23 protein-coding genes and 1 tRNA gene are annotated in these 23,796 nt (G+C 46.5%); 6 read left to right on the forward strand and 18 right to left on the reverse strand.

The window, feature by feature from the left end; translation table 11 throughout:
* Window positions 1-64 precede the first annotated feature (64 nt).
* Window positions 65-1,057 (reverse strand): class II fructose-bisphosphatase, encoded by a 993-nt coding sequence (gene glpX, locus B0187_RS05995; RefSeq protein WP_078236953.1) that lies wholly within the window; start codon window positions 1,055-1,057, stop codon window positions 65-67.
* A 146-nt stretch (window positions 1,058-1,203) separates the two neighbouring features.
* On the opposite strand from glpX, the gene zapB reads away from it, so the two are divergent.
* Both zapB and B0187_RS06005 read left to right on the forward strand, forming a co-directional pair.
* The gene (gene zapB, locus B0187_RS06000) at window positions 1,204-1,422 is read left to right on the forward strand and encodes a cell division protein ZapB (protein WP_078236954.1); all 219 of its coding nucleotides are present in this window, start codon (window positions 1,204-1,206) and stop codon (window positions 1,420-1,422) included.
* Between the two features lie 62 nt (window positions 1,423-1,484).
* Entirely contained in the window at window positions 1,485-2,066 is a 582-nt protein-coding gene (locus B0187_RS06005) for a thymidine kinase (RefSeq protein WP_078236955.1), read from the forward strand.
* A 161-nt stretch (window positions 2,067-2,227) separates the two neighbouring features.
* On the opposite strand, the gene B0187_RS06010 is transcribed toward B0187_RS06005, so the two are convergent.
* Window positions 2,228-4,522: a DNA internalization-related competence protein ComEC/Rec2 gene (locus B0187_RS06010; protein ID WP_078236956.1), complete on the reverse strand. Its 2,295-nt coding sequence runs from the start codon at window positions 4,520-4,522 to the stop codon at window positions 2,228-2,230.
* Between the two features lie 176 nt (window positions 4,523-4,698).
* Between B0187_RS06010 and B0187_RS06015 the strand changes: the two genes are divergently transcribed.
* The gene (locus B0187_RS06015) at window positions 4,699-4,983 is read left to right on the forward strand and encodes a hypothetical protein (protein WP_078236957.1); all 285 of its coding nucleotides are present in this window, start codon (window positions 4,699-4,701) and stop codon (window positions 4,981-4,983) included.
* Window positions 4,980-5,588 carry a hypothetical protein gene (locus tag B0187_RS06020; RefSeq protein ID WP_078236958.1) on the forward strand — a complete coding sequence of 203 codons (609 nt, stop codon included), beginning with the start codon at window positions 4,980-4,982 and terminating at the stop codon, window positions 5,586-5,588. Before B0187_RS06015 ends, B0187_RS06020 begins: the two co-directional genes overlap by 4 nt.
* A 203-nt stretch (window positions 5,589-5,791) precedes the next feature.
* On the opposite strand, the gene recO is transcribed toward B0187_RS06020, so the two are convergent.
* Genes recO through ppx form a run of 3 tightly spaced genes read right to left on the reverse strand, consistent with a single transcriptional unit; the run spans window position 5,792 to window position 8,958 of the window.
* Complete coding sequence (gene recO, locus B0187_RS06025; RefSeq protein WP_078236959.1) at window positions 5,792-6,505, reverse strand: DNA repair protein RecO; 714 nt, start codon at window positions 6,503-6,505, stop codon at window positions 5,792-5,794.
* Window positions 6,505-7,407, reverse strand: coding sequence for a GTPase Era (era, locus tag B0187_RS06030; protein ID WP_078236960.1), 903 nt, complete (start codon window positions 7,405-7,407; stop codon window positions 6,505-6,507). The genes recO and era overlap by 1 nt, the downstream gene beginning before the upstream one ends.
* Window positions 7,408-7,452: 45 nt before the next feature.
* On the reverse strand, window positions 7,453-8,958 hold the full coding sequence (gene ppx / locus B0187_RS06035; protein WP_078236961.1) for an exopolyphosphatase: 1,506 nt from the start codon (window positions 8,956-8,958) through the stop codon (window positions 7,453-7,455).
* Between the two features lie 219 nt (window positions 8,959-9,177).
* Between ppx and B0187_RS06040 the strand changes: the two genes are divergently transcribed.
* Both B0187_RS06040 and B0187_RS06045 read left to right on the forward strand, forming a co-directional pair.
* Window positions 9,178-10,368 carry an ROK family protein gene (locus B0187_RS06040; protein ID WP_078236962.1) on the forward strand — a complete coding sequence of 397 codons (1,191 nt, stop codon included), beginning with the start codon at window positions 9,178-9,180 and terminating at the stop codon, window positions 10,366-10,368.
* 41 nt (window positions 10,369-10,409) lie between these two features.
* Complete coding sequence (locus B0187_RS06045; protein WP_078236963.1) at window positions 10,410-10,640, forward strand: YceK/YidQ family lipoprotein; 231 nt, start codon at window positions 10,410-10,412, stop codon at window positions 10,638-10,640.
* 2 nt (window positions 10,641-10,642) lie between these two features.
* Here B0187_RS06045 and B0187_RS06050 read toward each other — a convergent pair whose 3' ends face one another.
* The 13 genes from B0187_RS06050 to rlmE all read right to left on the reverse strand — a co-directional run bounded on the left by B0187_RS06050 (window position 10,643) and on the right by rlmE (window position 23,566).
* On the reverse strand, window positions 10,643-11,509 hold the full coding sequence (locus B0187_RS06050; protein ID WP_078236964.1) for a MurR/RpiR family transcriptional regulator: 867 nt from the start codon (window positions 11,507-11,509) through the stop codon (window positions 10,643-10,645).
* A 9-nt stretch (window positions 11,510-11,518) separates the two neighbouring features.
* Entirely contained in the window at window positions 11,519-11,986 is a 468-nt protein-coding gene (gene nanQ / locus B0187_RS06055) for an N-acetylneuraminate anomerase (protein ID WP_078236965.1), read from the reverse strand.
* 184 nt (window positions 11,987-12,170) lie between these two features.
* Window positions 12,171-12,413 (reverse strand): DNA translocase FtsK, encoded by a 243-nt coding sequence (locus B0187_RS06060; protein ID WP_078236966.1) that lies wholly within the window; start codon window positions 12,411-12,413, stop codon window positions 12,171-12,173.
* A gap of 103 nt (window positions 12,414-12,516) precedes the next feature.
* Window positions 12,517-13,608, reverse strand: a complete 1,092-nt coding sequence (locus B0187_RS06065) for a lytic murein transglycosylase (RefSeq protein ID WP_078236967.1) — start codon at window positions 13,606-13,608, stop codon at window positions 12,517-12,519.
* Between the two features lie 170 nt (window positions 13,609-13,778).
* Window positions 13,779-14,696 (reverse strand): tRNA pseudouridine(55) synthase TruB, encoded by a 918-nt coding sequence (gene truB / locus B0187_RS06070; RefSeq protein ID WP_078236968.1) that lies wholly within the window; start codon window positions 14,694-14,696, stop codon window positions 13,779-13,781.
* On the reverse strand, window positions 14,697-15,083 hold the full coding sequence (gene rbfA, locus B0187_RS06075) for a 30S ribosome-binding factor RbfA (protein WP_078236969.1): 387 nt from the start codon (window positions 15,081-15,083) through the stop codon (window positions 14,697-14,699).
* A gap of 76 nt (window positions 15,084-15,159) precedes the next feature.
* Complete coding sequence (locus tag B0187_RS06080; RefSeq protein WP_078236970.1) at window positions 15,160-15,477, reverse strand: DMT family transporter; 318 nt, start codon at window positions 15,475-15,477, stop codon at window positions 15,160-15,162.
* Window positions 15,478-15,791: 314 nt separating this feature from the next.
* The gene (gene infB / locus B0187_RS06085; protein ID WP_078236971.1) at window positions 15,792-18,374 is read right to left on the reverse strand and encodes a translation initiation factor IF-2; all 2,583 of its coding nucleotides are present in this window, start codon (window positions 18,372-18,374) and stop codon (window positions 15,792-15,794) included.
* A gap of 14 nt (window positions 18,375-18,388) precedes the next feature.
* Complete coding sequence (nusA, locus tag B0187_RS06090; protein WP_078236972.1) at window positions 18,389-19,885, reverse strand: transcription termination factor NusA; 1,497 nt, start codon at window positions 19,883-19,885, stop codon at window positions 18,389-18,391.
* 18 nt (window positions 19,886-19,903) lie between these two features.
* Complete coding sequence (rimP, locus tag B0187_RS06095; RefSeq protein WP_078236973.1) at window positions 19,904-20,365, reverse strand: ribosome maturation factor RimP; 462 nt, start codon at window positions 20,363-20,365, stop codon at window positions 19,904-19,906.
* 195 nt (window positions 20,366-20,560) lie between these two features.
* Window positions 20,561-20,637, reverse strand: a tRNA-Met gene (locus B0187_RS06100).
* A gap of 289 nt (window positions 20,638-20,926) precedes the next feature.
* The gene (gene ftsH / locus B0187_RS06105; protein ID WP_078237005.1) at window positions 20,927-22,828 is read right to left on the reverse strand and encodes an ATP-dependent zinc metalloprotease FtsH; all 1,902 of its coding nucleotides are present in this window, start codon (window positions 22,826-22,828) and stop codon (window positions 20,927-20,929) included.
* A 111-nt stretch (window positions 22,829-22,939) separates the two neighbouring features.
* Window positions 22,940-23,566: a 23S rRNA (uridine(2552)-2'-O)-methyltransferase RlmE gene (gene rlmE / locus B0187_RS06110; RefSeq protein ID WP_078236974.1), complete on the reverse strand. Its 627-nt coding sequence runs from the start codon at window positions 23,564-23,566 to the stop codon at window positions 22,940-22,942.
* Window positions 23,567-23,796 lie beyond the last annotated feature (230 nt).

The following is a 23,796-nucleotide window of genomic DNA, read 5'->3' on the forward strand; positions in this document are numbered from 1 at the left end:
CGATAAACAAGCGGTCTGATCTTGGAAAATTTTTCCAGATCAGACCGCTTGCTTTTTAGGCTTTTTAAACGAAGCGACTAGAACGAAGGCGATGAATTGAGCCATTTCCCTCAATCACTAGCGTTTCGCTACAAAGGCGATTTTGCTCTCGCTCAACCCCTCGCACCAAATCGCCGTGGGTGATCCCCGTGGCACAAAATACCACCTCATCGCTCGACACCAGTTGCTCTAAGGCTAAAACTTGATTAACCGCCACTTTCATCGCTTGGCAACGGGCGATTTCCTGTTCCGCTATCGCCACATTTTCAGGGGAATTGCCTTTCACCACATCACGGGGCAACAAACGAGCCTGCATATCGCCCCCCAATGCTCGCACCGCCACCGCAGCCACCACCCCTTCGGGCGCGCCACCAATGCCATACATCAGATCAATCTGGCTATTCGGCAAACAGCACTGAACTGCCACCGCCACATCGCCGTCAGGAAATGCAACCACTTTTACCCCTAATTGTTGCAATTCAGCGATGATTTGATCGTGGCGAGGTTTGGCGAGAATGGCAACGCAGAGATCCGCAAGCGGTCGGTTGGTGCGTTCGGCAATTTGCTGTAAATTTTGGACGAGGGGCAGATTCAAATCCACCAACCCTTTTAACGCCTTGCCAACCACCAATTTTTCCATATACATATCAGGTGCATTCAAAAAGCAACCACGCTTACCCGCCGCCAGCACCGCCAACGCATTGGCTTGCCCCATTGCGGTCATTCGCGTGCCGTCAATCGGATCAACGGCAATATCCACCGCTAAACTTTCTTCTCGAAAACTACCCGCTTGCGAATTGCCCACTCGCTCGCCAATATACAACATCGGGGCTTCATCAATTTCCCCCTCGCCGATCACAATTTCCCCGTCAATCGGCATTTGGTTAAGTTGCTCACGCATTGCTTTCACGGCGGCTTCGTCCGCCAAATTCTTATTTCCTCGCCCAACCCAATCAAAAGCGGCAATGGCAGCAGCTTCGGTAACTTGGGCAAAAGAGAGTGCAATCGTTTTATTCACGGCATTTTCCTTCTTCAAAATTAAAACTGATTTTATTTTAACAGTTTCCACAGAAAAATCGTCAAAGTGGTAAACTTTTCAATGGAAATCCTGTCGTATTTAGGTATAATCTTGCCACTTTCATTTATTATTTAGAGGAACTTATTATGTCAGCAGCCATTCTCGATCAACTCGAAGGAAAAATTAAGCAAGCCGTTGAAACTATCCAACTTTTACAACTTGAAGTTGAAGATTTAAAAGCCCAAAACGAGCAAGCTAACCAAGCAAACCAAAATTTACGTCAAGAGTATGAACAATTAAAAGCGGAACAACAAAACTTCCAAGAGCGTTTACGTTCACTTTTAGGTCAAATCGACAACGTTTAATTTTTGAATGAAATGAAAACGGCTATTTAGTAGCCGTTTTTTATTAAACAGCAAACTCAACTATGGCAAAACTCTATTTTTACTACTCGGCAATGAATGCGGGCAAATCGACCCACTTACTGCAAGCCTCTTACAACTATCAAGAAAGAGGAATGAAAACCTTAGTTTACACCACCGCCATTGATGATCGTTACGGCATCGGCAAAGTCAGCTCTCGCATCGGCATTTCGCAAGATGCTCATCTATTTCGAGAAGATAGCGATTTATTCAAGGAGATTGAAATCGCTCACCAAAGGGAAAAATTAAGTGCGATTTTAATTGACGAAGCCCAATTTTTAACCAAAAAACAGGTTTATCAGCTCAGTGATGTGGTCGATCAGCTCAAAATTCCTGTATTATGTTACGGATTACGCACGGATTTTCAGTCGGAATTATTTGAGGGAAGCCAATATCTGCTGGCGTGGGCAGATGAATTAAACGAGCTCAAAACCGTCTGCGACTGTGGCAAAAAAGCCCATTTTGTCGTGCGTTTAAATCAACAAGGCGAAGCCGTCAGCCACGGCGACCAAATCCAAATCGGCGGCAACGACACCTACCTTTCCGTGTGCCGTTATCACTACAAAGAAAAATTAGGAAAATTATAAAGGCACAATGTGCCTTTTTTTAATTTTGATAGGTGTAAGTGCGGTAGAGAAAGGCGGTTACTAAGATCGCCAACATTATTAAAATTTGGATCAAACGTGTTTTGGTTAATTTTTGGGCTGCCATTGTGGTTTCCTTTGCTGAAATGGGTGCATATTCTACCCTACTTTTGCGGTGCTTGACCAAAAAGTTGTTGATACCACGCTGAATTTGGTGATCTCGCCCCTGAAACTGTCCAGTTGTCCTGCTCAAATTCGAGCTTAATCATTCCCACTTTGGCGGTATCCCATAATTTAATCCCTCGCTGTTCAACCCGTTCCACCACCGATTGATTCGGCATTCGCCACGGGTTCCACCGCCCCGTTCCCACCACTGCTATTTGCGGTTTGGTTTGAGCTAATAAGGTTTCGCTGGTGCTGGTTTTACTGCCGTGATGAGCCAGTTGCAAAAAATCAATTTTTCCGACCGCTTGGGCAAACCGCCGCTCTTCCCCCTGCCCTGTGTCCCCCGTAAAAAGCCACTGCAAACGGTCAGATTCCGCCAAAATAATGCAAGAATCCTGATTTTTCGCCCGCTCAACGGTTTTGTGTGGGAAGATCGACGTTAAGCGAAATTCGCCAAATTGCCACTGTTGCCCTGCTACACAAGGCTCAGGGGATTTATCCCCATAGCGAATTTTGCTCGATGAAATCAATTTTGCTTGCGGAAAGGCAGTCAGCAAATCCACCACCCCACCCGAATGATCGTTATCATCGTGGCTTAAAAAAATCGCGGCTAACTCAATCCCCTCTCGCCTGAGGTAAGGCAAAATTTCCAACTTCGCCATTGAATTTCGCTGTTGTGCCTCGCCCCAACTTCCGCCAGAATCAAACATCACCGCCTTTTTCTGCCCCTGCTCGTGATAGACCAACGCCATTGCCAAGCCTTGCCCCACATCAAACATAAGCCACTGCGAGGGATCTTTTTTCCAACGCAATCCCCAAAAACCAAGCTGAAAAATCAAGGAAATTATCGCCATTCTTAACCAATAAATTCGTGATTTTTGATAGAGCCAGCCGTATAAAATCGCCAAAATCATTCCATTCAACCCAACTAGCAACCATTGTTGCTGGCGACTGAATATCCACCAAAAATCCGCCATTGGGGTAAGGATTATCAGGCTTTGTTGAGCCAACCAACCGGCAAGCTGCCAACTCAAAAAGAGATTATCTGTGAGCAAACTGATTAAAATCAACGGAACAAGCACGAGGCTATACAACGGCACGATCAACAAATTCGCCAGCAGAGCCAACGGTGTGCTGCCCTCAAAGAAAAAGAATTGTACGGGGGCAAAAATCAGCCCAATTCCTAACTGCAAATGGACCAACCCGACCAGCAAGCGGGTAGATTTCGAGAAATTTCGCCCTAGCCGAGCTTGCCATTGGGAAAGAGAAAAATAGCGATACCAGAAAATCAAACTCGCCACCGCCAAAATGGACAGCCAAAAACTTTCGGACAGGATCGCCAGCGGATCAAATAACAGCAACACCGCCACCACTCGCCACCAAAGCTGCCACGCCGAATAGTGGCGGCGGGCAAATCGGCAGAGCAACACCACGCTGATCGCCAGCAAAGCTCGCAAGGTTGGCACGGAAAATCCTGCCAGAAAGCTATATTCCACCGCCAACAGAAAACCGACCGCATAGGGCAAAATTAGCGGTAATCGTACCGCTTGCAGAGGGAAAAATCGCCACCCCCCCCATAGCCCAAGCTTGGCGATCCAAAAGCCGATCCCCATTGCAAGGGCGATGTGCAAACCCGAAATCGCAATTAAATGGGCGGTGGTGGTTTGCTGGAAAATCGTCCATTGCTCGTTCGGCAGCCACGCCCGCTCGCCAAAGGCTAAGGCGAGCAACAGCCCTTGGGTGGCAAGATTTTCCGTCTGCTGAAAAGTGCGGTAAAACCATTGGGTGCGTAACGGAAAGGTGGTTTGCGGTAAGATTTCAGCCTGTTTAACGGTTGCCGTAGCGGTCAATTTTTGAGCCAACAGCCACCGCTGGCGAGAGAAATTGCCCTCATTCAACCGCCCCGAAATCGGGCGTAAATTGAGTTGAGCTTGATAAAGCTGATTGAGTTTTAACGGCGTTTCCGCCTGCCAATTCAGATAAATCGACTCGCCAGAATCGAGTTTGGCGATTGCCGTTTGATAGGGATTTTGGTCAAGGATCTTGACGATCTCAATCCGTTGAGAAGATTTTTGGGCGGAAACTTGATTAGCCCGTTCCGCCAGCTGAACCACTTGCCCATAACTCAATGCCACCGCCCCTGCAACCACCGCATAAAGCCATTTTCGCCGCAAGATCGCCACCAATAGCGACAAAATCGCTCCATAAGCCACCCAATTCAGCCCCACTTGTGGCAACCACAAAATCGGCAACAACGCCAAACAAAATCCAACACACGCCCGATCTAAATTCATCTTCCCCTCTCTTGACGGAAAGTATGCCGAATTTTTGAATGGCTGTCTGAATGGATTGTGAATTAGTCGATCGGGATCACAAAATTCGATGAAATCGAACCGCTTGTGTTTACTTTATTGCCATTAAAGCATTGCTATGTTTACAATAACGACATCTTTACTTCGAGGGGGAAATAATGCGTATTACACTCAATGTAGCGAAAGTTGTGTGGGGTATATCTATGACCGTTTTTACAATTTGGCTAAGTTGTGAACTTTTTGCCCCTCTATTAATTCATTTATTTTCATCTGACCTAAGTTGGTTTGCTTTCCTGTTGGCATTCTTGACAAGTTTATTCTTTATAATTGCTGTATGGGGATTTTTGGGCTACGGAATATCAATTATTGCAACTGCCACAGGATTTGCATTAGGGCTGATCGTAGAAATGTTGGTGTGGTGCTATCGTAAAATTCGCTTATGATTTATGAATTAAAAACAGAACTTCGATATAAACTGCGTATTGCAATGGCGAGCTTTTGGGACGATGATGATTTTGAAGTCAGCATCAATGTTACCCCTGATTTCGATGGATATAACCGCAATGTGGATGATGATTGCGTTGTTATTGATTTTGATCTTCTCTTTACCTCTCTCAATCGAGAGATGGAAGCCTATTTTTTGACTTGTGAGTGCGGTGTGTCTGAGGATGTTGGAATCGATGCCCCAATTACCTCAAAAATATTAAACGATACTATCATTTGGGATATTCCCATTGAAGATTATGGTGATATTTTGGCTAAACCCTATTCCAACTATTCAGAAGGTATTTTGCGTTTAATCTTTGATAAAACCCAATATACGCAAGCTACTTTCCAACTGATTCGAGAGCTAAAATTACTCGCCAAAGAGGGGATCAAGACAGCAGGTTTAACCGAACAGGATTTTACGTGTTCTTATGGTATGGCGGATTGGTTCTTGCCTAAGCTAGCTACAAAATATGCCCATATCACTCATTTACCGATTAAAACATTCAATCCTTATGACTGTTCTTCCCTTGATTTTATTGAAAAATATCCTGTTGATTAAAATATTGCTTGGGCGTATAGCTTAGCCCATAGCCTGTAATAATAGTTTCCTAATGGTAAAGGTCGTGGGCTTAGTCCACCTTATGCGGTTCGAATCCGACGTTTATTACAGGCTTCCTCAACGATTTGAAACCTTTCAAACTTTTCTTATTTACTTCCCTGCCTTTCTAAAAAACAAAATTATGACTTTATCCCACCGCTTGCCTAACCACTTTTAAGGCGATTCGGCAAGATCCCTTGAAATAATTCTCGGCTTTTGAGGGGTTGAGAGCCGAGGTAGGGTTTAAGGGCGAGGCGGGTGAAGCGTTTGGCGGCTTGTTGGGTGGATTTGTCGGTAAAGTCGAAGGCTTCAAATGCCAGCAAATCTTTACCGAGAAAGCTAAGGTTATTTTGCAGTAACGAGGCGATAAAGCCCTGATTTTCACGGAATTGATACCACATTTGCGGATCGACTGGCTCGCCCGTGGCGGCACAATGGGCGAAATCCACCCCGTAGCCAAGGGCTTTTAGCACCCGAAATTCAAAGGTGCGTAACGCAGGTTCGACATTGTCGCCGTGGCTGGCGAGTTGGGTGAGGCAATGCAGATAGTGCTGAAAAAGCTCGGGATAAGCGGTCTGTTGTTCCAATACTCTTGCCAGCACTTCGTTTACATAAAATCCGCTGTATAACGCCAGCGTTTGCATTGGTAAGGCGATTGAAACGGGATCGGCTTTGGTGAGGGTTTTGAGTTCGCCTCGTCCTGACCATTGCAGAAGTAGAGGGGTGAAAGGTTGCAACACGGCTTTGAGCGGCGAGCGAGGTCGTCTCGCCCCCTTGGCAAGCAGGGTAATTCGCCCCTGCTCTTCCGTAAAAAAATCCACCAACAGGCTCGTTTCGCTGTATTCCCTGCGGTGTAGCACAAAGCCGCGTTGCAACATTATTCGTCAATATAGCCTAAACTTCTTAACGCACGTTCGTCGTCCGCCCAGCCTGCTTTGACTTTGACCCACAATTCCAAATGGACCTTATTATCAAACAGGCGTTCCATATCCGCTCTCGCTTCGGTGCCAATCACTTTGATCTTCTGTCCACGGTTACCGATCACCATTTTTTTCTGCCCCTCACGTTCCACAAGGATCAAACCGTTGATCTCGTAAGTGCCACGCTCGTTGGTTTTAAACTGCTCGATTTCCACCGTTACCGAATACGGCAGCTCATCGCCCATAAAACGCATTAGCTTTTCACGGATAATTTCCGATGCCATAAAGCGTTGCGAACGGTCGGTAACGTATTCCTCTGGGAAATGATGCACGCCCTCACGCAGGGAAGATCGCACGATCTGTTGCAACACATTGACGTTATCGCCCTTTTCGGCAGACATCGGCAAAATCTCTTTAAAATCAAACTTTTGCGAAAGCATTGTGATGTGCGGCAACAGTTCCTCTTTCTCTTTGATGTTGTCGATCTTGTTGATCGCCAACACCACGGGGGCTTTGGCTTGACGCAGTTTGTTTAGCACCATTTCGTCATCGTCCGTCCATTTCGTGCCTTCCACCACGAACACGACCAAATCCACATCGCCAATCGCACTACTCGCCGCACGGTTCATCAAGCGGTTAATCGCCCGTTTTTCTTCAATGTGCAACCCAGGGGTGTCCACATAAATCGCTTGATATTGATCTTCAGTGTGAATGCCAACAATGCGGTGGCGAGTGGTTTGGGCTTTGCGAGAGGTGATCGAAATTTTCTGCCCCAAAATTTTGTTGAGTAGGGTCGATTTCCCCACATTCGGGCGACCGACAATGGCAATAAAGCCACAATAAGTTGTTTGTTCTGTCATTGTTATTCTCTGATTAAAATTTCAAAAAATCTAACCGCTTGCACGCTAAGAAAAGGCAAGGGTAATCCCTAATTCCGCCAAAATGGCTTTTTCTTCTTGTAAATCGTTCAAGACAAGCGGGTTGTTTACTAAAAAATTTGGCTCAAAACGCAACTGCCATTCGTGGCGTTGGGTGTTGAGCTGTAAGGTCTTCGGCGTTATCGTGGCTTGACGCGAGCGATTGAGCAAAATCGCCAAACGGAAGACGCACAAAAGCGTGAGTATGTCGCGATATTGATAACGATTGATACTGCGAATATCCCTTTTTTGCACCGTTTTGAGATGAAAACGGATCAACATCGTCAGCAGGGATTGCTGTTCGTAATCAAAACCCGGCAAAATGGTTTGCGAAATAATGTAAGCGGAATGTTTGTGCAAATTGAGGTGGTTAATCACGATCCCAACCTCGTGCAGTTGGCTAACCCATTTCAGCATTGAACGCAATTCGTCCCCTTGACGGCGATTTTTCCAGACGGTTACTTGCTCAAACAGTTGCAAAGCGGTCTGTTCAACCCTTTTCGCTTGGGCGACATCAATATCAAACTGTTTCGCCAAAGCATCAGCGGTGCGTTGGCGAATATCGTCCACTTGGAATTGGCGTTCCAAGCCATACATCACCCCCTCACGCAACGCCCCGTCTGAATAACGCATTGATTGAATTTCAAAGGTGTGGAACAACGCCAACAAAATCGCTAAGCCAGGCACAAGCACATCGGCACGCTCTTCTAATAATCCGTTGAGTTCAATCTGTTTTAGCGAGGGGAATTGCAAACAGCGTTCAATCAAAGTTTGCAAGCGAGGTTCGGTAATCAAGCCGTCTCTATATTGGTTTGCCAACAGCACTTTATGCACGGTTTTGATCGTGCCAGACGAGCCTAAAACATTCCGCCAGCCAAGTTCGCAGTAATCCTGTTTGAGATCAGCAATTTTCGCCATTGCGTGCTGGTAGGCTTGCTCAAATTGGGCTTGGCTCAACGTGCCATTTTCAAAAAAACGCTTGGCAAAACTCACGCAGCCCATATGGCGACTTTCCGCCCGTAATGGCGTGAAATCATCGCCAATTGCCATTTCCGTTGAGCCGCCGCCAATATCCACCACCAATTTTCGCCCTTTTTCGGGTTGCGTATGGCTAACCCCCGAATAAATTAAGCGGGCTTCTTCCTCGCCAGCAATAATTTCAATCGGGTAAGGAAAAACCGCTTGGGCTTGGGCGAGGAAATCCGCTTTATTCACCGCTCGGCGTAAGGTGTAAGTGCCAACCACTTTCACATTTTCAGGGGCAAAGCCTTTCAAGCGGTCGGCAAACAACGCCAAACACGCCACCCCACGCTCAATCGCTGCCTGACTTAGCACCTGCTGACTGTCCAAACCGTCCGCCAACCGCACACGGCGTTTCAAGCGTGAAAGAATTTGGATCGAACCATTCACAATACGGGCAATGATCATATGGAAACTGTTCGATCCGAGATCAATCGCGGCAAATTCTCTGGGTGGGGCGACAGGCTTAGTCATTGGGACATTCCTTTTCAAACGAAATTGGGGGCGATTCTAGCATTTCTCGGCAATTTCTGCACCGAAATTACAAGGCTAATTTCCAGAAAAAAGCCATTTAATTTTAAAATTAAAATAAATCTGTGAACTGGCTCACAAAAACGAAATCATTTGATTGCGATTTAGGCAAAAAGTCGCACAATACGCCCATTATAAGAAAGAAAAGGAATAACAACCGAAATGGACGGCTTAAATTTTAAAAGTAGAACGGAATATCTTGGCTCAATTTTCCGCTTAATTGAGCAATTTGAATTGATTTCTCGCACCGATCTCGCCAAATTATCAGGGCTTGCCCCTGCCACTATTACCAATCTCACAAAATTGTTGATCGATCACCGTTTTGTGTTGGAACGCACCACCCAAGCCAGTACCTCACGGGGTCGCCCTGCGGTGGGGTTAGCGGTTTCGCCCCTCTATTGGAAATTGTTGAGTGTCGTGATCAGCGAAAGCCAGCTCACCCTTTCATTGAGCGAGCTTGACGACACTTTACTGGCAGAACAGCATTATTTTCTCGACCTTAACCTACCGCTTGCAGAATGGATCAGCAACAAGATCCTCACGTTCAAGCAAGCCCACTGCGAGCCAGACCAACCGCTACTTGCGGTTTCGATTAGCGTGCGTGGCAAAATCGATCCGAGTAAAACGGCAATTATCCAACTCGGCTCAACCCCGCTACATTGCCCGATTGTGGAAACCCTCGCCCCGCAGTTGGAATGTCCGCTGCTGTTAAATGAACATTTTCAGCTCTGGCTTTTGACGGAATCCACCAAAGGCAGTTTGATTCGCCACCATAATGCGATTTTCCTCGAATTGAGCGAGCAAATTCGCCTTAGCGTTCTCGTCAAAGGCGAGCTGTTGCATAAACGGGCGAAAATGAACGTGGACAAAATGCTAATGCCGCCGTTTAGCGAACTCAGCGAGCAAATTTACCCCGAATTGCCGCCGATTGAACGCTATCAATTACACAATCAAATCAGCCTGTCGGCACTATTGCGTTTGATTGATCGCCATTTACCCAATTCGCACACTACAAGCGGTGCGAAAATTGATTTTTTCTGCCAGCAAGTGCAACAACAAAACGCCAATGCACTGCGGATTTTGAATCACCTCAGCCAAAATCTCGCCTATATGCTGATGAATTTAACCAACCTCTTTTCGGTGGAAAAAATTATGCTCAATTCGCCGTTTTCGGCGATCAAAAATGTGCTGTTTGAGCAGGTTTCCCACCATTTGCAACAGCATTTATTAGGGGAAGATCGGGTGGTGGATCTGGTGGAAAGTCAATATGAAAAAGAGGACGGGCTGATTCCGAATATGGCGATCAAGCAACAAATTTATGCAGGAACGCTATTCAATGGCGTGAATTTGTAGTATGTTTATCGTCCATTTTTCAACGTAACCAACCGAAACCTATGTTAAAAACGTGGCTCAAACTGACCTTACTTGCCGTTTTTTGCCTCAATCTCACCGCTTGCGGCACGATTGTCAGCCTATCAAACGGTGATTACTCGGTTTATGCGGGGGTGGGGAAAGATTTTGAAGTAATGCAACAGGGCGAGATCGTGGGCGTTCTCGCCGTGATTGATTTACCGTTGAGTTTTGTGTTAGACACCTTAATGCTGCCCGTAACCCTCAGTAAATAATCCTACTCTACTCGACTTTCCGCAATCGCATTCAGGGTTTTCTGTTTCTGCTGTTTGGCTCGCTCTGGCTCGGCTTTGACGAGCAAGGTGTAAATCAAATCCAACACAAAAAGTTGAGCCATTTTGGTGGTAATCGAATCCCCTTGCATATAGCCTTGACGATTACCGTTAATCAGCACATAGTCCGCCACTTCGGTAATCGGCGAGCGTAAATTGTGGGTCAGAGCCACCGTTTTCGCCCCATTAAAGCGGGCAATTCGCAGGGCTTTTACCGTCTCTTCGGAACTGCCCGAATGGCTAATCCCAATCACAATGTCGCCCTGTTCCACCAACGCCGCTTGCATATACATAAAATGGTTATTGTTGCTGGAATCCGTATGCAAACCGATTCGCATCAATTTATGTTTCGCATCTTCGGCGGTTAAGCCTGACGCCCCCATTCCAAACAGAAAAATCCGCTTGGCTTGGCGAATTTCCGTTACCACCTGTTCTAAGGTGTCGAAATTGAGCAAATTGACCGTTTCCGCAATCACATTGCCCAAACTTTGCTGTAATTTCACTGCAATTTCTTGGGGCTGATCGGAATCCAAAATCCGCCCGTCCAGCAAAGATCCATTAACCTTGGCGTGGGTGGCGATTTCAATCGCCAAATCTAATTTGAAATCGGTAAACCCTTTATAGCCCACTGTGCGACAAAAACGGATAAAAGTCGCCTCGCCCACATCAAATTGCTTTGCCACTTCGGCGAGGGAACATTGGCTGATCATTTCAGGTTGCAACAAAATCGCCGTGGCAATTTTCTTTTCGGTTTTGGTTAAACTGTTTTTCAATGCCCCGATCGTGTCTAAAATCTTGCCTCTCGCTGACATTTTGCCCCCTTATAACAACTCAATCGGCACTTTTACCACTAATTTACGTAACGGTTGCGGATTGCCTTTCACGCAATTCCCTGGTTTGTGCGGTTCATAAGGCAGGAAAATCGCAAACATATTCGGCTTCAACACCACTTCATTTTGATTTTCAATCTGATCGGTCAGTTGATAATCCTCGTCCTCACGATAATCATCAAACAACGCCAAATTTGGTTGCGACAAGCCATATTCGATCATTTCCTCGCCCGCAATCAACAACTGAATATCAATGAATTTACGGTGCATTTCCGCTTGTTTGCCAGCGGCTTCGCTGGTCTCAAATTCCATCACATTCATACGGATATTCGGTTCAAGATCCTGCCAACCGAGGGGCAAATTGGCTAAATCAAGACTGTTTAATTTAGCACAAAGACGAGCAAATACAGGGGGAAGGGATTTGGCATAATCAGCACGGGATAGATCGCCTAATAACATTTTGACCTCTCTTTTACTTCAAAAAATAGATTGATGATGAAGTTTACTTTCAAAGGCGATTAGCTTAAATTTTTTAACACCGAATCACAAGGGGCAAAGTTGATTTCTGTGATCCCTTTCGCAAAATTGAATACAAGCGGTGGGATTTTGCCAAATTTTTCAAAATTCCACCGCTTGTTATGGTTTATTCCGTCAAGATATGGCGTTTATTCTCTCGAACGGGTGGGGAAATGATCCCTTGATCTTCTAACTGTTCTATCAGCCTTGCAGCTTGGTTGAAGTTGATTTGGAAGTGGCGTTGTAAGCCGCTGATAGTTGTTACACCACTTTCTCGCACATAGGCGATCACTTCATCCATTGGTGGTGTTGGCATTGTCGGTATTTCAATCCACTCATTCATATCATCAATCTCAATTTGATCGTTCATTTTGTTTTCCTCATAAAAAATCGTTTCCGCCCAGAATTAGGCAGAAACGATTTTAGCAAGGCACTACGACATCTGGTGTCGCATTCAATTCAAAAATTGAAAATTATTGTCCGACACTGGATAAAATGCGGTCAGCAAATTTGCCGATACTCACTACGAAGTTGTTGGATTTGTTCCAATCGTACAAGGTGCGGTAGTTATTCGACACGAGAAACGCTCGCCCCACCTCTTTATCTGGGCGAACTAGCCACAATTTTGTGCCGTTGAGTTTGGCGAGTTTTTGGCTCTCTTGGGCGTTTGGATAGGCGAGATAAACGCCCATTGCCTGCCATTCCGCAAGGCTTTTCGCTTTTTTGTCCTCAATGCCTGCGAAACTTAAATCAATCGGTTGAGCGAGCTTGACTTCCACGCCCCACGGTCGTTGATTATCCCAGCCCACGCTCGACAGATATTTGGCAATCGAGGCGAATGCGTCATATTGATCATTCCAAATATCTTTTTTGCCGTCGCCGTTGCCGTCCGCTGCATATTTGAGGTAGGTGGTCGGCATAAATTGAGTTTGCCCCATCGCCCCTGCCCACGAGCCTTTCATTTCGCTACGGCGAATGGATTTGTCGTCCAGCATTTTCATCGCATTGACGAATTCTTGGGTGAATAATTTTTCACGGCGACCGTCAAAGGCAAGGGTGGCAAGCACCGAAAGCACGTCAAAGTTGCCTTGATAACGCCCGAAACTGCTTTCCATTCCCCACAGGGCGAGAATGTACTCTTTCTGCACCCCATATTTTTTGCTGGCTTTGGTAAGAGGCTGCTGATAAGTCCACCAACGTTCCGCCGCCATATCCACTTTGGCTGGGGTCAGCACTTTGTTGAGGTAATTGGTTACCCCATTTGGATTCGGCGGTGGCGGAGGTAAATTCGGATCACGCTTGCGAGCCGCTTGCTGTTCGTCCAATTCCACCGCACGGTAAACGTAATTGATCTGCTGCTGCGAACTCAACGTCTTCGCCGACACCCCAGCCCCCGCCGCTTTACGTTTTAAGAAATTCACATAATCATTAAAATTGCTGACGGAACGCCCTTTGCTATATTTAGCGTCCATTGCCAGCCCTGATACGGATTGAGTGTTATTTGAAGAACAGCCCGTTATTGCAAGGGTAATAATTGTTAAAGGAAGAAGAAATAATTTTTTCATTTTACCTACTTTTTAATCTATAAATTTATCGCCTAATCAATGACGACTGATTTCCCCGTCATTTTGCGTTGAGCGGTTTCGTTAATTTTAAGGGAAAGGACGCCAGCGTGGCGTCCCTACCGTAGGGTCGCAATGCTTGCGACCCAAACAGGTGAAGAAAGAAAAGTCGATCAAACATTCACCATTCGATTAGGACGAATCACATTATCCTGTCGAATTTCCGCCACGCCTAGAAATTGATCGTTGTCGGAAAAAAGTCGCACCAAACCTTGTAATTGTTGCGGATTGTCGAATTTCACTCGCTGACCAAATCCCACCGCTTTGGTTTGCTCAGCGGTCAGGCTCAATTTTGGCAGGCTGGAAACGGCACTATCCATTGGTAACAAATGCTGATCCAACTCTGCAAGCGGTTGGTTTTCCGCAAATTTTTGCAAATCGTCCCAGCTCATCATCGCTTCAATTGGATAGTTTGCCACCGCCAAACGGCGTAACATTGTAACGTGAGCCCCACAACCGAGGGCTTCGCCCAAATCGTCCACCAGCGTACGAATGTAAGTGCCTTTGGAACAATGCACTTCAAGGGTTAAGTACGGGGCTTGATAATCGATAAAGGTTAGCTCAAAAATCGTAATCGGGCGAGCCTCTCGCTCAACGGTAATCCCTGCTCGGGCGTATTCGTAAAGGGGCTTGCCTTGATATTTGAGGGCGGAAAACATTGTCGGCACTTGCAAAATCTCGCCTCGAAATGGCTCTAACGCCGCCAAAATATCCGCTTGTTCCACCGCAACCGCTCGGGTTTGCACCACTTGACCGTCTGCGTCCGAAGTATCGGTGCGTTCGCCCAATTTGGCGATCACTCGATAGCGTTTGTCGGAATCCAACAAAAATTGCGAAAATTTGGTCGCCTCGCCCAAGCAGATCGGTAACATTCCCGTGGCAAGGGGATCTAACGCCCCCGTATGCCCTGCTTTATTGGCTTGAAACAGGCGTTTGACCTTTTGCAAAATATCGTTAGACGACATTCCCTGCGGTTTATCCAGCAGAAAAACGCCGTGAATATCCCGCCATTTTTTGCGTGGTTTCGACACTTACTCGCCCTCATCAACGTGGCGAGCTTGGTCTTGACGCACCACGTTGGTAACGAGGTTGGACATTCTCATTCCCTCAACTAACGATTGATCGTAAACAAATCGCAACTCTGGCACGATGCGTAACCGCATTGCTTTGCCGACAAGGGTGCGAATGTAGCCCGAAGCCTTGTTCAAGCCCTCTAAACCTCGTGCCACCGCACTTTCATCGTTATCAAATAAGAACGTAACGAAAATTTTGGCGTAGGCTAAATCACGGCTGATTTCCACATCGGAAACCGTTACCATTCCGATCCGAGGATCTTTGACTTCACGTTGCAAAATAATTGCGATCTCTTTTTGTAATTCTTGTGCCACACGGTCGGCACGGCTAAATTCTCTTGCCATTGTTGTTCTCTCTTTTGGTTAAATAAAAAATGGATAATGCCACGATAACGTGGCATCTTTTTGGATAGACACTCAATTAGCTGGATAGTTTTAACACCACCACGCCCGCCACCACCAGCAACACGCCGAGGTATTTGCCGAGATTAGCAGGGTCGTTATAAAACATCACGCCCACTAAAAATGTACCCACCGCCCCGATGCTTGTCCAGACGGCGTAAGAAGTGCCAATCGGAATGGTGCGTTGAGCTAACCACAATAAAGCACCACTGGCTGCCATAAAAGTGATTGCTACGAAAATCCCCAACCAACGGGTTTCCGCCTGTTGTGCCATTTTCAACCCAACGGGCCAGCCGATTTCCATTAGCCCTGCTAAAATCAAATAAATCCAAGCCATTTGCTTTCCTCATTAAGTTTAACTGAATTTTTCCTTATGACTTTTGGGATTTTTAAAAGCCATAAGGGAAAATGTAAGCGGTAAGATTTTACGAAATTTTCGCTATTAAGGGCGGATATAAAATCCGCCCCTACATTTTAATCATTGCTCAAACAAATCCCCCGTCATTTTGCGTTGAGCGGTTTCGTCAAATTCAAGCTAAGGACGCCAGCGTGGCGTCCCTACGTAGGGACACGATGCTCGTGTCCCAAATATGTTCCAAAATAAGCGGTAAGATTCGTAAAAATTTTCCACAATCCCACCGCTTGCACAGGTTAGATCGTGCGTTTAACTTCTACGATTTCAAACACTTCGATCTGGTCGCCGACTTTGACATCGTTGTAGTTTTTCACGCCGATACCACATTCCATACCGTTACGCACTTCGGATACGTCATCTTTGAAGCGGCGTAGGGATTCCAATTCGCCCTCGAAGATCACCACGTTATCACGCAAGACACGGATTGGGTTGTTGCGTTTCACGATACCCTCGGTAACCATACAACCTGCAATCGCCCCAAATTTCGGGTGGCGGAACACATCACGCACTTCGGCAAGTCCGATGATTTCTTGTTTAAATTCAGGTTGTAACATACCGCTCATTGCCGCTTTGATTTCGTTGAGCAACTCGTAAATGATTGAGTAGTAACGTAAATCAATGCTTTCGGTTTCAATCACACGGCGGGCGGACGCATCGGCACGCACGTTAAAGCCAACCATAATCGCATTTGAGGCGGCGGCGAGGGTCGCATCGGTTTCGGTGATTCCACCTACGCCCGAACCCACGATTTTCACTTTCACTTCGTCCGTTGAAAGTTCCATTAACGCTTGGCAAATTGCTTCCACCGAGCCTTGAACGTCCGCTTTCACGATTACGTTCAATTCCGCCACATCGCCTTCCGCCATATTGCTAAACATATTTTCCAGTTTCGCTTTTTGCTGACGTGCCAATTTCACTTCACGGAATTTACCTTGACGATAGAGTGCCACTTCACGGGCTTTCTTCTCATCACGCACCACGGTCGCTTCATCACCGGCGGCTGGCACGCCTGAAAGACCAAGCACTTCAACAGGGATTGACGGGCCTGCGGCATCAATATCTTTACCGTTTTCATCACGCATTGCACGCACACGACCGTATTCAAAACCGCAAAGGACGATGTCGCCACGGTTGAGCGTCCCTGATTGGACAAGGATTGTCGCCACTGGACCCCGACCTTTATCGAGGTAAGATTCGATCACCACACCGCTTGCCATTCCGTCTTTCACTGCCGAAAGTTCTAACACTTCCGATTGTAGCAAGATCGCATCAAGCAATTCGTCCACGCCTGTCCCTTTTTTCGCTGACACATACACAAATTGGGTGTCGCCACCAAATTTTTCCGCGATCACATCGTGTTGTAATAATTCGGTTTCGACACGATCTGGGTTGGCTTCTGGTTTGTCGATTTTGTTCACCGCCACCACCATTGGCACACCTGCCGCTTTGGCGTGTTGGATCGCTTCAATCGTTTGCGGCATTACGCCATCGTCCGCTGCCACCACAAGCACCACGATATCTGTCGCTTTCGCACCCCTTGCACGCATTGAGGTAAAGGCAGCGTGTCCTGGGGTATCGAGGAAGGTAATCATCTTGCCATCATCGGTTTCAACGTGATAGGCACCAATGTGCTGGGTAATACCGCCAGCCTCGCCTGCCGCCACTTTCGCTTTACGGATATAGTCGAGCAAGGAAGTTTTACCGTGGTCAACGTGTCCCATAATGGTAACCACGGGTGCACGGGTAACTTTTTCGGCGTGAACATCACGATCTTCGAGCACCGATTCTTCCAACTCGTTCTCTTTACGCAAGATCACTTTGTGTCCCATTTCTTCCGCCACTAATTGTGCGGTCTCTTGGTCGATCACTTGGTTGATCGTAACCATTTCGCCCATTTTCATCATTGTTTTGATGATTTCGGTCGCTTTCACTGCCATTTTGTTGGCAAGTTCCGCCACGGTAATGGTTTCGCCGATCACCACATCACGGGTAACAGGCTGGGCTGGCTTGGTAAAGCCTTGCTGAATTGCACTGCCTTTTTTGCCGTGTTTGCCCTTGCCTTTCGCATCTTTTTGATTACGGCGATCCGATTGACGTTCGTTTTTGTTGCTTTCATCATCACGACCGCCTTTTTTCGCTTTTGCCACCGCAGGTTTACCACGGCCACGATTGCCCTCACTACGGCGTTCGGCATCACGCTCGGCTTCTCTCGCGTAGCTTGATGTGAATTTGTCGTCTTCAAAATCTTCGCCATTTTCTTGGGCTTCTTCACGTTCAATTTCCGCTAAACGGCGTGCATTTTCTGCCGCACGTTTGGCGTCCATTTCCGCTTTTTCGCGAGCCAAGGCTTCTTGTTTACGGCGTAATTCCGCTTCTTCTTTTTTCTTCGCCTCTTTTTCTGCATCGACCACTTTTTCCGCTTTCGGTGCAGGTTTTTCTTCGGCTTTTTTCTCTGCTTTCGGCTTGCTGTTTGGCATTACCGGCATTGCGTGGGCTTTTTTAGCGGTCGGTTCTGCCGTTTGTTTTGCAGCTTCGGCGGCTTTTGCCTCGGCTTCTGCTTTGGCTTTCGCTTCTTTTTCCGCTTGTTCTTTTGCCGCTTTTTCAGCTGCTAATTTTTCCGCTTCCGCTTTGGCTTTTGCCTTGGCTTCTTTCTCTGCCTTTTCTGCACGGGCTTTTAGCACTTCGGGATCAATCGGTTTCTTTTTAGTATGTAATTCCACCGCTTGCGTTTTGCCGCTGGTAGTGGTGGTGCTTACCGTATCGTTATTTTTCTTTCGCCCTAAGGTTAATTTGCCTTTTTTCTCTGTTGTTTCGGTCATTGTTGTGTCCTCTCTTAGCTAAACCAACAAATTTGACGAGCCGCCATAATCAGTTCGCCCGCTTTTTCTGCCGATAATTCTTCAATATCCGCCAAATCATCCACGCCTTGCTCTGCAAGATCTTCAAGGGTGGTGATCGATTTTTCCGCCAAACGGAACGCAATGTGGCGATCCATTCCCTCTAAGTTGAGCAATTTCTCGTCAATTTTCGCCTGTTTCAAGGCTTCTTCTTCGGCGAGGGCTTGGGCGGTAATCGCATTTTTGGCACGGCTTTGTAGCTCTTCCACCAAGTCTTCATCTTCTAAGCCATCAATCGCCGTGATCATATTCACTGGGGCGTAAGCAATCGCCTCTAACGAAGTAAAGCCTTCTTCGATCAACACTTCGGCAAACTCTTCGTCAATTTCTAACGCAGACACGAGTAATTTAATCACTTTGCCGTCTTCTTCTTGATGTTTTGCTGAAAGATCATCGGTAGTCATCACGTTTAACGCCCAGCCCGTTAATTGGGTTGCCAAACGCACGTTTTGACCGTTGCGACCAATCGCCTGTGCCAAGGCACTCGCTTCCACCGCAATATCCATTGAGTGGTTTGCTTCGTCCACCATAATCGAACTGGCGTCCGCTGGTGCCATTGAATTGATTACATATTGAGCTGGGTTGTCGTCCCAAAGCACGATATCCACTTTCTCGCCGCCAAGCTCGTTACTTACCGCTTGCACACGCGCCCCACGCATACCCACGCACGCACCCACTGGGTCAATGCGTTTATCGTTGCTTTTCACCGCAATTTTTGCTCGCGAACCTGGATCACGCGAAGCTCCTTTAATTTCGATCAACTCTTCGCCGATCTCTGGCACTTCAAGGCGGAACAACTGTTCAAGCATAATCGGCTTAGAACGCGTTACGAAAAGTTGCGGACCTTTTGATTCAGGTTTGATCGCATATAGCACACCACGCACACGGTCGCCTGGGCGGAAATTCTCACGCGGAAGCATATCTTCACGCACGATCACCGCTTCGCCTTTGATGTCTTCGGTTTTGCCGGCTAATTCAAGGAAAATACTCTCACGGGTTACTTTCTTCACGGTTGCGGTAATGATTTTGCCCTCGTAAGCACGGAATTCATCAATGATTTTGTTGCGTTCCGCTTCACGGATTTTAGTTTTGATTACTTGACCGAACGTCTGAATCGCCACACGACCAAATTCGATGGATTCCACTTCATCTTCCACAAAATCACCAAGTTGCACATTTGGATCTTCAAATTGTGCCGCTTCAAGGCTGATTTCACGGGTCATATTGGTTACTTCTTCCACCACTAACCAACGGCGGAAGGTTTGGAAATCGCCCGTTTTACGATCCACCACCACACGCACATCAATATCAAATTCTTTGCTTTTTTTGGTGGCAATCGTCAAAGCTGTTTCAAGGGCTTCAAAAATGGCATCTTTTGGTAATTGTTTCTCGTTTGATACCGCTTCGGCGGCTAATAAAATCTCTTTGCTCATTGCGTGATACCTTTACAATTAAAAATTAAATACCGGAATTAAGTTCGCTTTTTGGATATTGCCGAACGCAAAGGCACGTTCTTCGTTATCCACCGTGAGGGTAATCATATCCCCGTCCACTTTTTCAAGTTTGCCCTGCCATTTACGGCGATCGAACATTGGAATGCGTAAGTGAATCACAATCTCACGCCCCACAAAACGCTCGTAGTGGGCAAGGGTGAACAGCGGGCGATCTAAACCTGGGGACGACACTTCAAGGTTATATTTATCCGCAATCGGATCTTCCACGTCTAAAATCGCACTCACTTGACGACTCACGTCCGAGCAATCATCAATGGTAACACCGCCCTCTTTGTCAATATAAAGACGCACGGTTAAAAAACGCCCTGCACGCTGGCACTCAATCCCCACAAGCTCACAGCCCATAGATTCAATCGTACCTGATACAAGATCTTCGAGTTTTTGTTCTAAGGTTGCCAAAACTTCCTCCAAATCACAGGTATAAAAAAAGAGCCTCACCAGCTCTCTTGATACGTTTCACATTGTACCAGCCACAAAAAAGCCCCAAACAAAATTGAGGCTTTAAGCGGTTTGTTTTACGAAAATTTTTGCCAATTTGCAAAATCACCATAAAACAAAACTCACCGTCTTGACCAAGACGATGAGCCTTAAAACTGGTTGCGGGGGCTGGATTTGAACCAACGACCTTCGGGTTATGAGCCCGACGAGCTACCAAGCTGCTCCACCCCGCGTTCGATGTGGTGCATTATAGGGGATAAATTTTTTCGTGCAACCTTTTTTTTTCAAAAAATTTATTATTTCCGTTTGAGTGTTAAAAGTTTAGGCAATTCAACTATTTTTTGTGCAAAATTAGCGGCACTTTAAGCATTTTCGGAAAAATTACACTTTCATTGGGAACAATGTCTAGGTTAAAAAATCACAAAGAAAACTTGTGAACATCACACTTACTATTTTTATAGTATAAAGACAAAAAAACCGAACAACTTTCGCTGTTCGGTTTTATTTTTGAGAACTTACCGCTTACACATTCGGCTGTGGGTTCACATTTGAGGTAGAACTATTATCTTCTTCATCAAGTGTGGTTGTACCATTTTGGTCGTTGCTACTGCTGTTATTGTTATCATTCCAGCCAGCAGGTTCGCCCACAGGTTTACGTTCCATTAAGTTTTTGATTTGTGGCATATCAATGGTTTCGTACTTCATTAGGGCATCTTTCATTGCGTGTAAGATGTCCATATTGTCGAGCAAGGTTTGTCTGGCTCGTTCGTAGTTACGCTCAATGATCGCACGCACTTCTTCGTCAATCAATTTCGCCGTATCTTCGGAAACTACTTTCGGGGCGAATGCTTCTTCCTCTTTATAGAGAATTGGCCCGAGATTTTTCGAGAAGCCCCATTCCGTTACCATTCGGCGGGCAATGCCCGAGGCGACTTGAATATCACTAGAAGCCCCCGTTGAGATGTTCTCTTTGCCATAAATCAACTCTTCCGCCAAACGTCCGCCGTAAATGCTGGCGAGTTTGCCTTCGAGTTGTTTGTGGGTAATGCTAATTTTGTCGCCCTCTGGCAAGAAGAAAGTTACGCCTAATGCTCGCCCGCGTGGAATAATGGTTACTTTATGTACGGGATCGTGTTCTGGCATTAGGTAACCCACAATCGCGTGTCCTGCCTCGTGGTAAGCGGTCGATTCTTTCTGCTCTTCGGTCATTACCATTGAACGGCGTTCTGGCCCCATATTGATTTTGTCTTTCGCTTTTTCAAAATCATTCATCGTGACCACTTTTTGATTGGCTCGTGCCGAGAATAATGCGGCTTCGTTCACCAAATTCGCCAGTTCCGCCCCTGAATAACCAGGGGTGCCGCGTGCGATAATCATCGGATCAACATCAGGTGCAAGCGGTACTTTTTTCATATGCACTTTCAAAATTTGCTCACGTCCTTTCACGTCTGGCAAACCGACCATCACTTGACGGTCAAAACGCCCTGGACGTGTTAATGCATTATCCAACACATCAGAACGGTTAGTCGCTGCAATGATAATCACGCCCTCGCTGCCCTCAAAGCCGTCCATTTCGACCAACATTTGGTTGAGGGTTTGTTCACGCTCATCGTGACCGCCGCTAAATCCAGCCCCACCACGTTTGCGACCGACTGCGTCGATCTCGTCAATAAAGATGATACAAGGGGCATTTTTCTTGGCTTGCTCGAACAAATCACGCACACGCGAAGCCCCCACGCCGACAAACATTTCCACGAAGTCTGAACCTGCCATTGTGAAGAACGGCACTTTCGCCTCGCCAGCAATCGCTTTGGCAAGCAGGGTTTTACCCGTCCCAGGTGGGCCGACCATTAAAATCCCTTTCGGAATCCGTCCGCCCAATTTTTGGAATTTGCTCGGATCTTTGAGGAAATCCACCACTTCGGCAACTTCTTCCTTCGCTTCATCGCAACCTGCCACATCAGCAAAAGTCGTTTTGATCTGGTCTGGGGCGAGCATTTTCGCTTTGCTCTTGCCGAAACTCATTGGGTTGCGTCCGCCACCGCCCTGCATTTGTCGCATATAGAACAACCAAAAGCCGATTAACATCAGCATCGGGAACCACGAGATCAAAATCTGCGAAAAAATGCCACGTTTTTCCTGCGGTTCGCCCACCACCGTTACGTTCTTTTTCAACAAATCGTTGAGCAAATCACGGTCGTACATCGGCATCACCGTTTGGTATTTCGCTCCGTCATTTTTGGTGATGGTCATCACTTCGCTGCCGCTGGCAAAATTCACCTCTTTCAAGCGATTATCTTTTAAATCGCTAATAAAAGTGGAATATGCCGCACGGTTTTCACCCGCGAAGTTGTTGTTAAATCCTTCAAATGCCGTCATCAGCACCACGGCGACCACGACCCAAAGCAGGATATTTTTAATCATATCGTTCAAGATGGATTTCCTCTTAACATTGAAAACCTGTAAAGATTACTACAAAAGCGGTGGGATTTGGCGAAAAATTTGCAAAAATTCTCGCAAATCCGACCGCTTGCATCAGCCTTTGTAGCCTGTTGCCACAATATACACTTCTCGCGAACGATCACGGGAAGCCTCTGGCTTACGCACTTTTACCGTGCTAAACATTGAGCGGATTTGTTTGAGATAGTCATCAAAGCCCTCGCCCTGAAACACTTTGACCACAAAACTGCCTTTTGGTGCTAACACTTGGCGACACATATCCAACGCCAATTCCACCAAATACATCGCTCGGGGAATATCAACGGACGGCATTCCGCTGAAATTAGGTGCCATATCCGACATTACCACATCAACCTTGCCCTCGCCAACCCGTTCCAGCAACGCATTCAGCACACTTTCTTCACGGAAATCGCCCTGCAAAAAATCGACCCCGACAATCGGGTTCATATCCAAAATATCGCAGGCAATCACTCGCCCTTTCGAGCCAATTTGCGTTACCACATATTGCGACCAGCCCCCAGGGGCGGCACCGAGATCAACCACCGTCATTCCGTGCTTAAACAAGCGGTCGGTTTGTTGAATTTCATCTAATTTAAAATAGGCACGGGAACGCAATTTCTGCTTGTGTGCCTTTTGGACGAACTGATCCTTAAAATGTTCCGCCAGCCAACGTGATGAACTGGCACTGCGTTTTCTGCCCATTGCTTCCTTTTTACGGTTTTACAAAAGTGATAAGTCTAGCACAATGTAAGGGCAAATTGGGGCGATTCAAGCCCTTAACTTTATGGAATAGTTAAATTTTTGTGATAGCCAAACACGATAGCGAAAAAATCGCCAATTATTTTCAAAAAACAGCAACCGTTTGCGTTTTCAAATTTACAAAAGGCGAGAAGATCTGTATAATCCGCCCGCAATTTTTCCCCTTTCATTTT

This window comes from Haemophilus paracuniculus, assembly GCF_002015115.1.
Lineage (GTDB): Bacteria > Pseudomonadota > Gammaproteobacteria > Enterobacterales > Pasteurellaceae > Haemophilus_E > Haemophilus_E paracuniculus.

Bases quoted from the DNA above. Each gene is read 5' to 3' on its own strand.
- rbfA (WP_078236969.1), bottom strand. From the start codon at position 15,083: ATGGCAAGAGAATTTAGCCGTGCCGACCGTGTGGCACAAGAATTACAA.
- recO (WP_078236959.1), bottom strand. From the start codon at position 6,505: ATGTTGCAACGCGGCTTTGTGCTACACCGCAGGGAATACAGCGAAACG.
- B0187_RS06080 (WP_078236970.1), bottom strand. From the start codon at position 15,477: ATGGCTTGGATTTATTTGATTTTAGCAGGGCTAATGGAAATCGGCTGG.
- B0187_RS06045 (WP_078236963.1), top strand. From the start codon at position 10,410: ATGTTAAAAACGTGGCTCAAACTGACCTTACTTGCCGTTTTTTGCCTC.
- B0187_RS06015 (WP_078236957.1), top strand. From the start codon at position 4,699: ATGCGTATTACACTCAATGTAGCGAAAGTTGTGTGGGGTATATCTATG.
- B0187_RS06060 (WP_078236966.1), bottom strand. From the start codon at position 12,413: ATGAACGATCAAATTGAGATTGATGATATGAATGAGTGGATTGAAATA.
- zapB (WP_078236954.1), top strand. From the start codon at position 1,204: ATGTCAGCAGCCATTCTCGATCAACTCGAAGGAAAAATTAAGCAAGCC.
- ppx (WP_078236961.1), bottom strand. From the start codon at position 8,958: ATGACTAAGCCTGTCGCCCCACCCAGAGAATTTGCCGCGATTGATCTC.
- ftsH (WP_078237005.1), bottom strand. From the start codon at position 22,828: ATGATTAAAAATATCCTGCTTTGGGTCGTGGTCGCCGTGGTGCTGATG.
- nusA (WP_078236972.1), bottom strand. From the start codon at position 19,885: ATGAGCAAAGAGATTTTATTAGCCGCCGAAGCGGTATCAAACGAGAAA.
- B0187_RS06050 (WP_078236964.1), bottom strand. From the start codon at position 11,509: ATGTCAGCGAGAGGCAAGATTTTAGACACGATCGGGGCATTGAAAAAC.
- B0187_RS06065 (WP_078236967.1), bottom strand. From the start codon at position 13,608: ATGAAAAAATTATTTCTTCTTCCTTTAACAATTATTACCCTTGCAATA.
- B0187_RS06020 (WP_078236958.1), top strand. From the start codon at position 4,980: ATGATTTATGAATTAAAAACAGAACTTCGATATAAACTGCGTATTGCA.
- B0187_RS06010 (WP_078236956.1), bottom strand. From the start codon at position 4,522: ATGAATTTAGATCGGGCGTGTGTTGGATTTTGTTTGGCGTTGTTGCCG.
- nanQ (WP_078236965.1), bottom strand. From the start codon at position 11,986: ATGTTATTAGGCGATCTATCCCGTGCTGATTATGCCAAATCCCTTCCC.
- B0187_RS06005 (WP_078236955.1), top strand. From the start codon at position 1,485: ATGGCAAAACTCTATTTTTACTACTCGGCAATGAATGCGGGCAAATCG.
- rlmE (WP_078236974.1), bottom strand. From the start codon at position 23,566: ATGGGCAGAAAACGCAGTGCCAGTTCATCACGTTGGCTGGCGGAACAT.
- era (WP_078236960.1), bottom strand. From the start codon at position 7,407: ATGACAGAACAAACAACTTATTGTGGCTTTATTGCCATTGTCGGTCGC.
- B0187_RS06040 (WP_078236962.1), top strand. From the start codon at position 9,178: ATGGACGGCTTAAATTTTAAAAGTAGAACGGAATATCTTGGCTCAATT.
- infB (WP_078236971.1), bottom strand. From the start codon at position 18,374: ATGACCGAAACAACAGAGAAAAAAGGCAAATTAACCTTAGGGCGAAAG.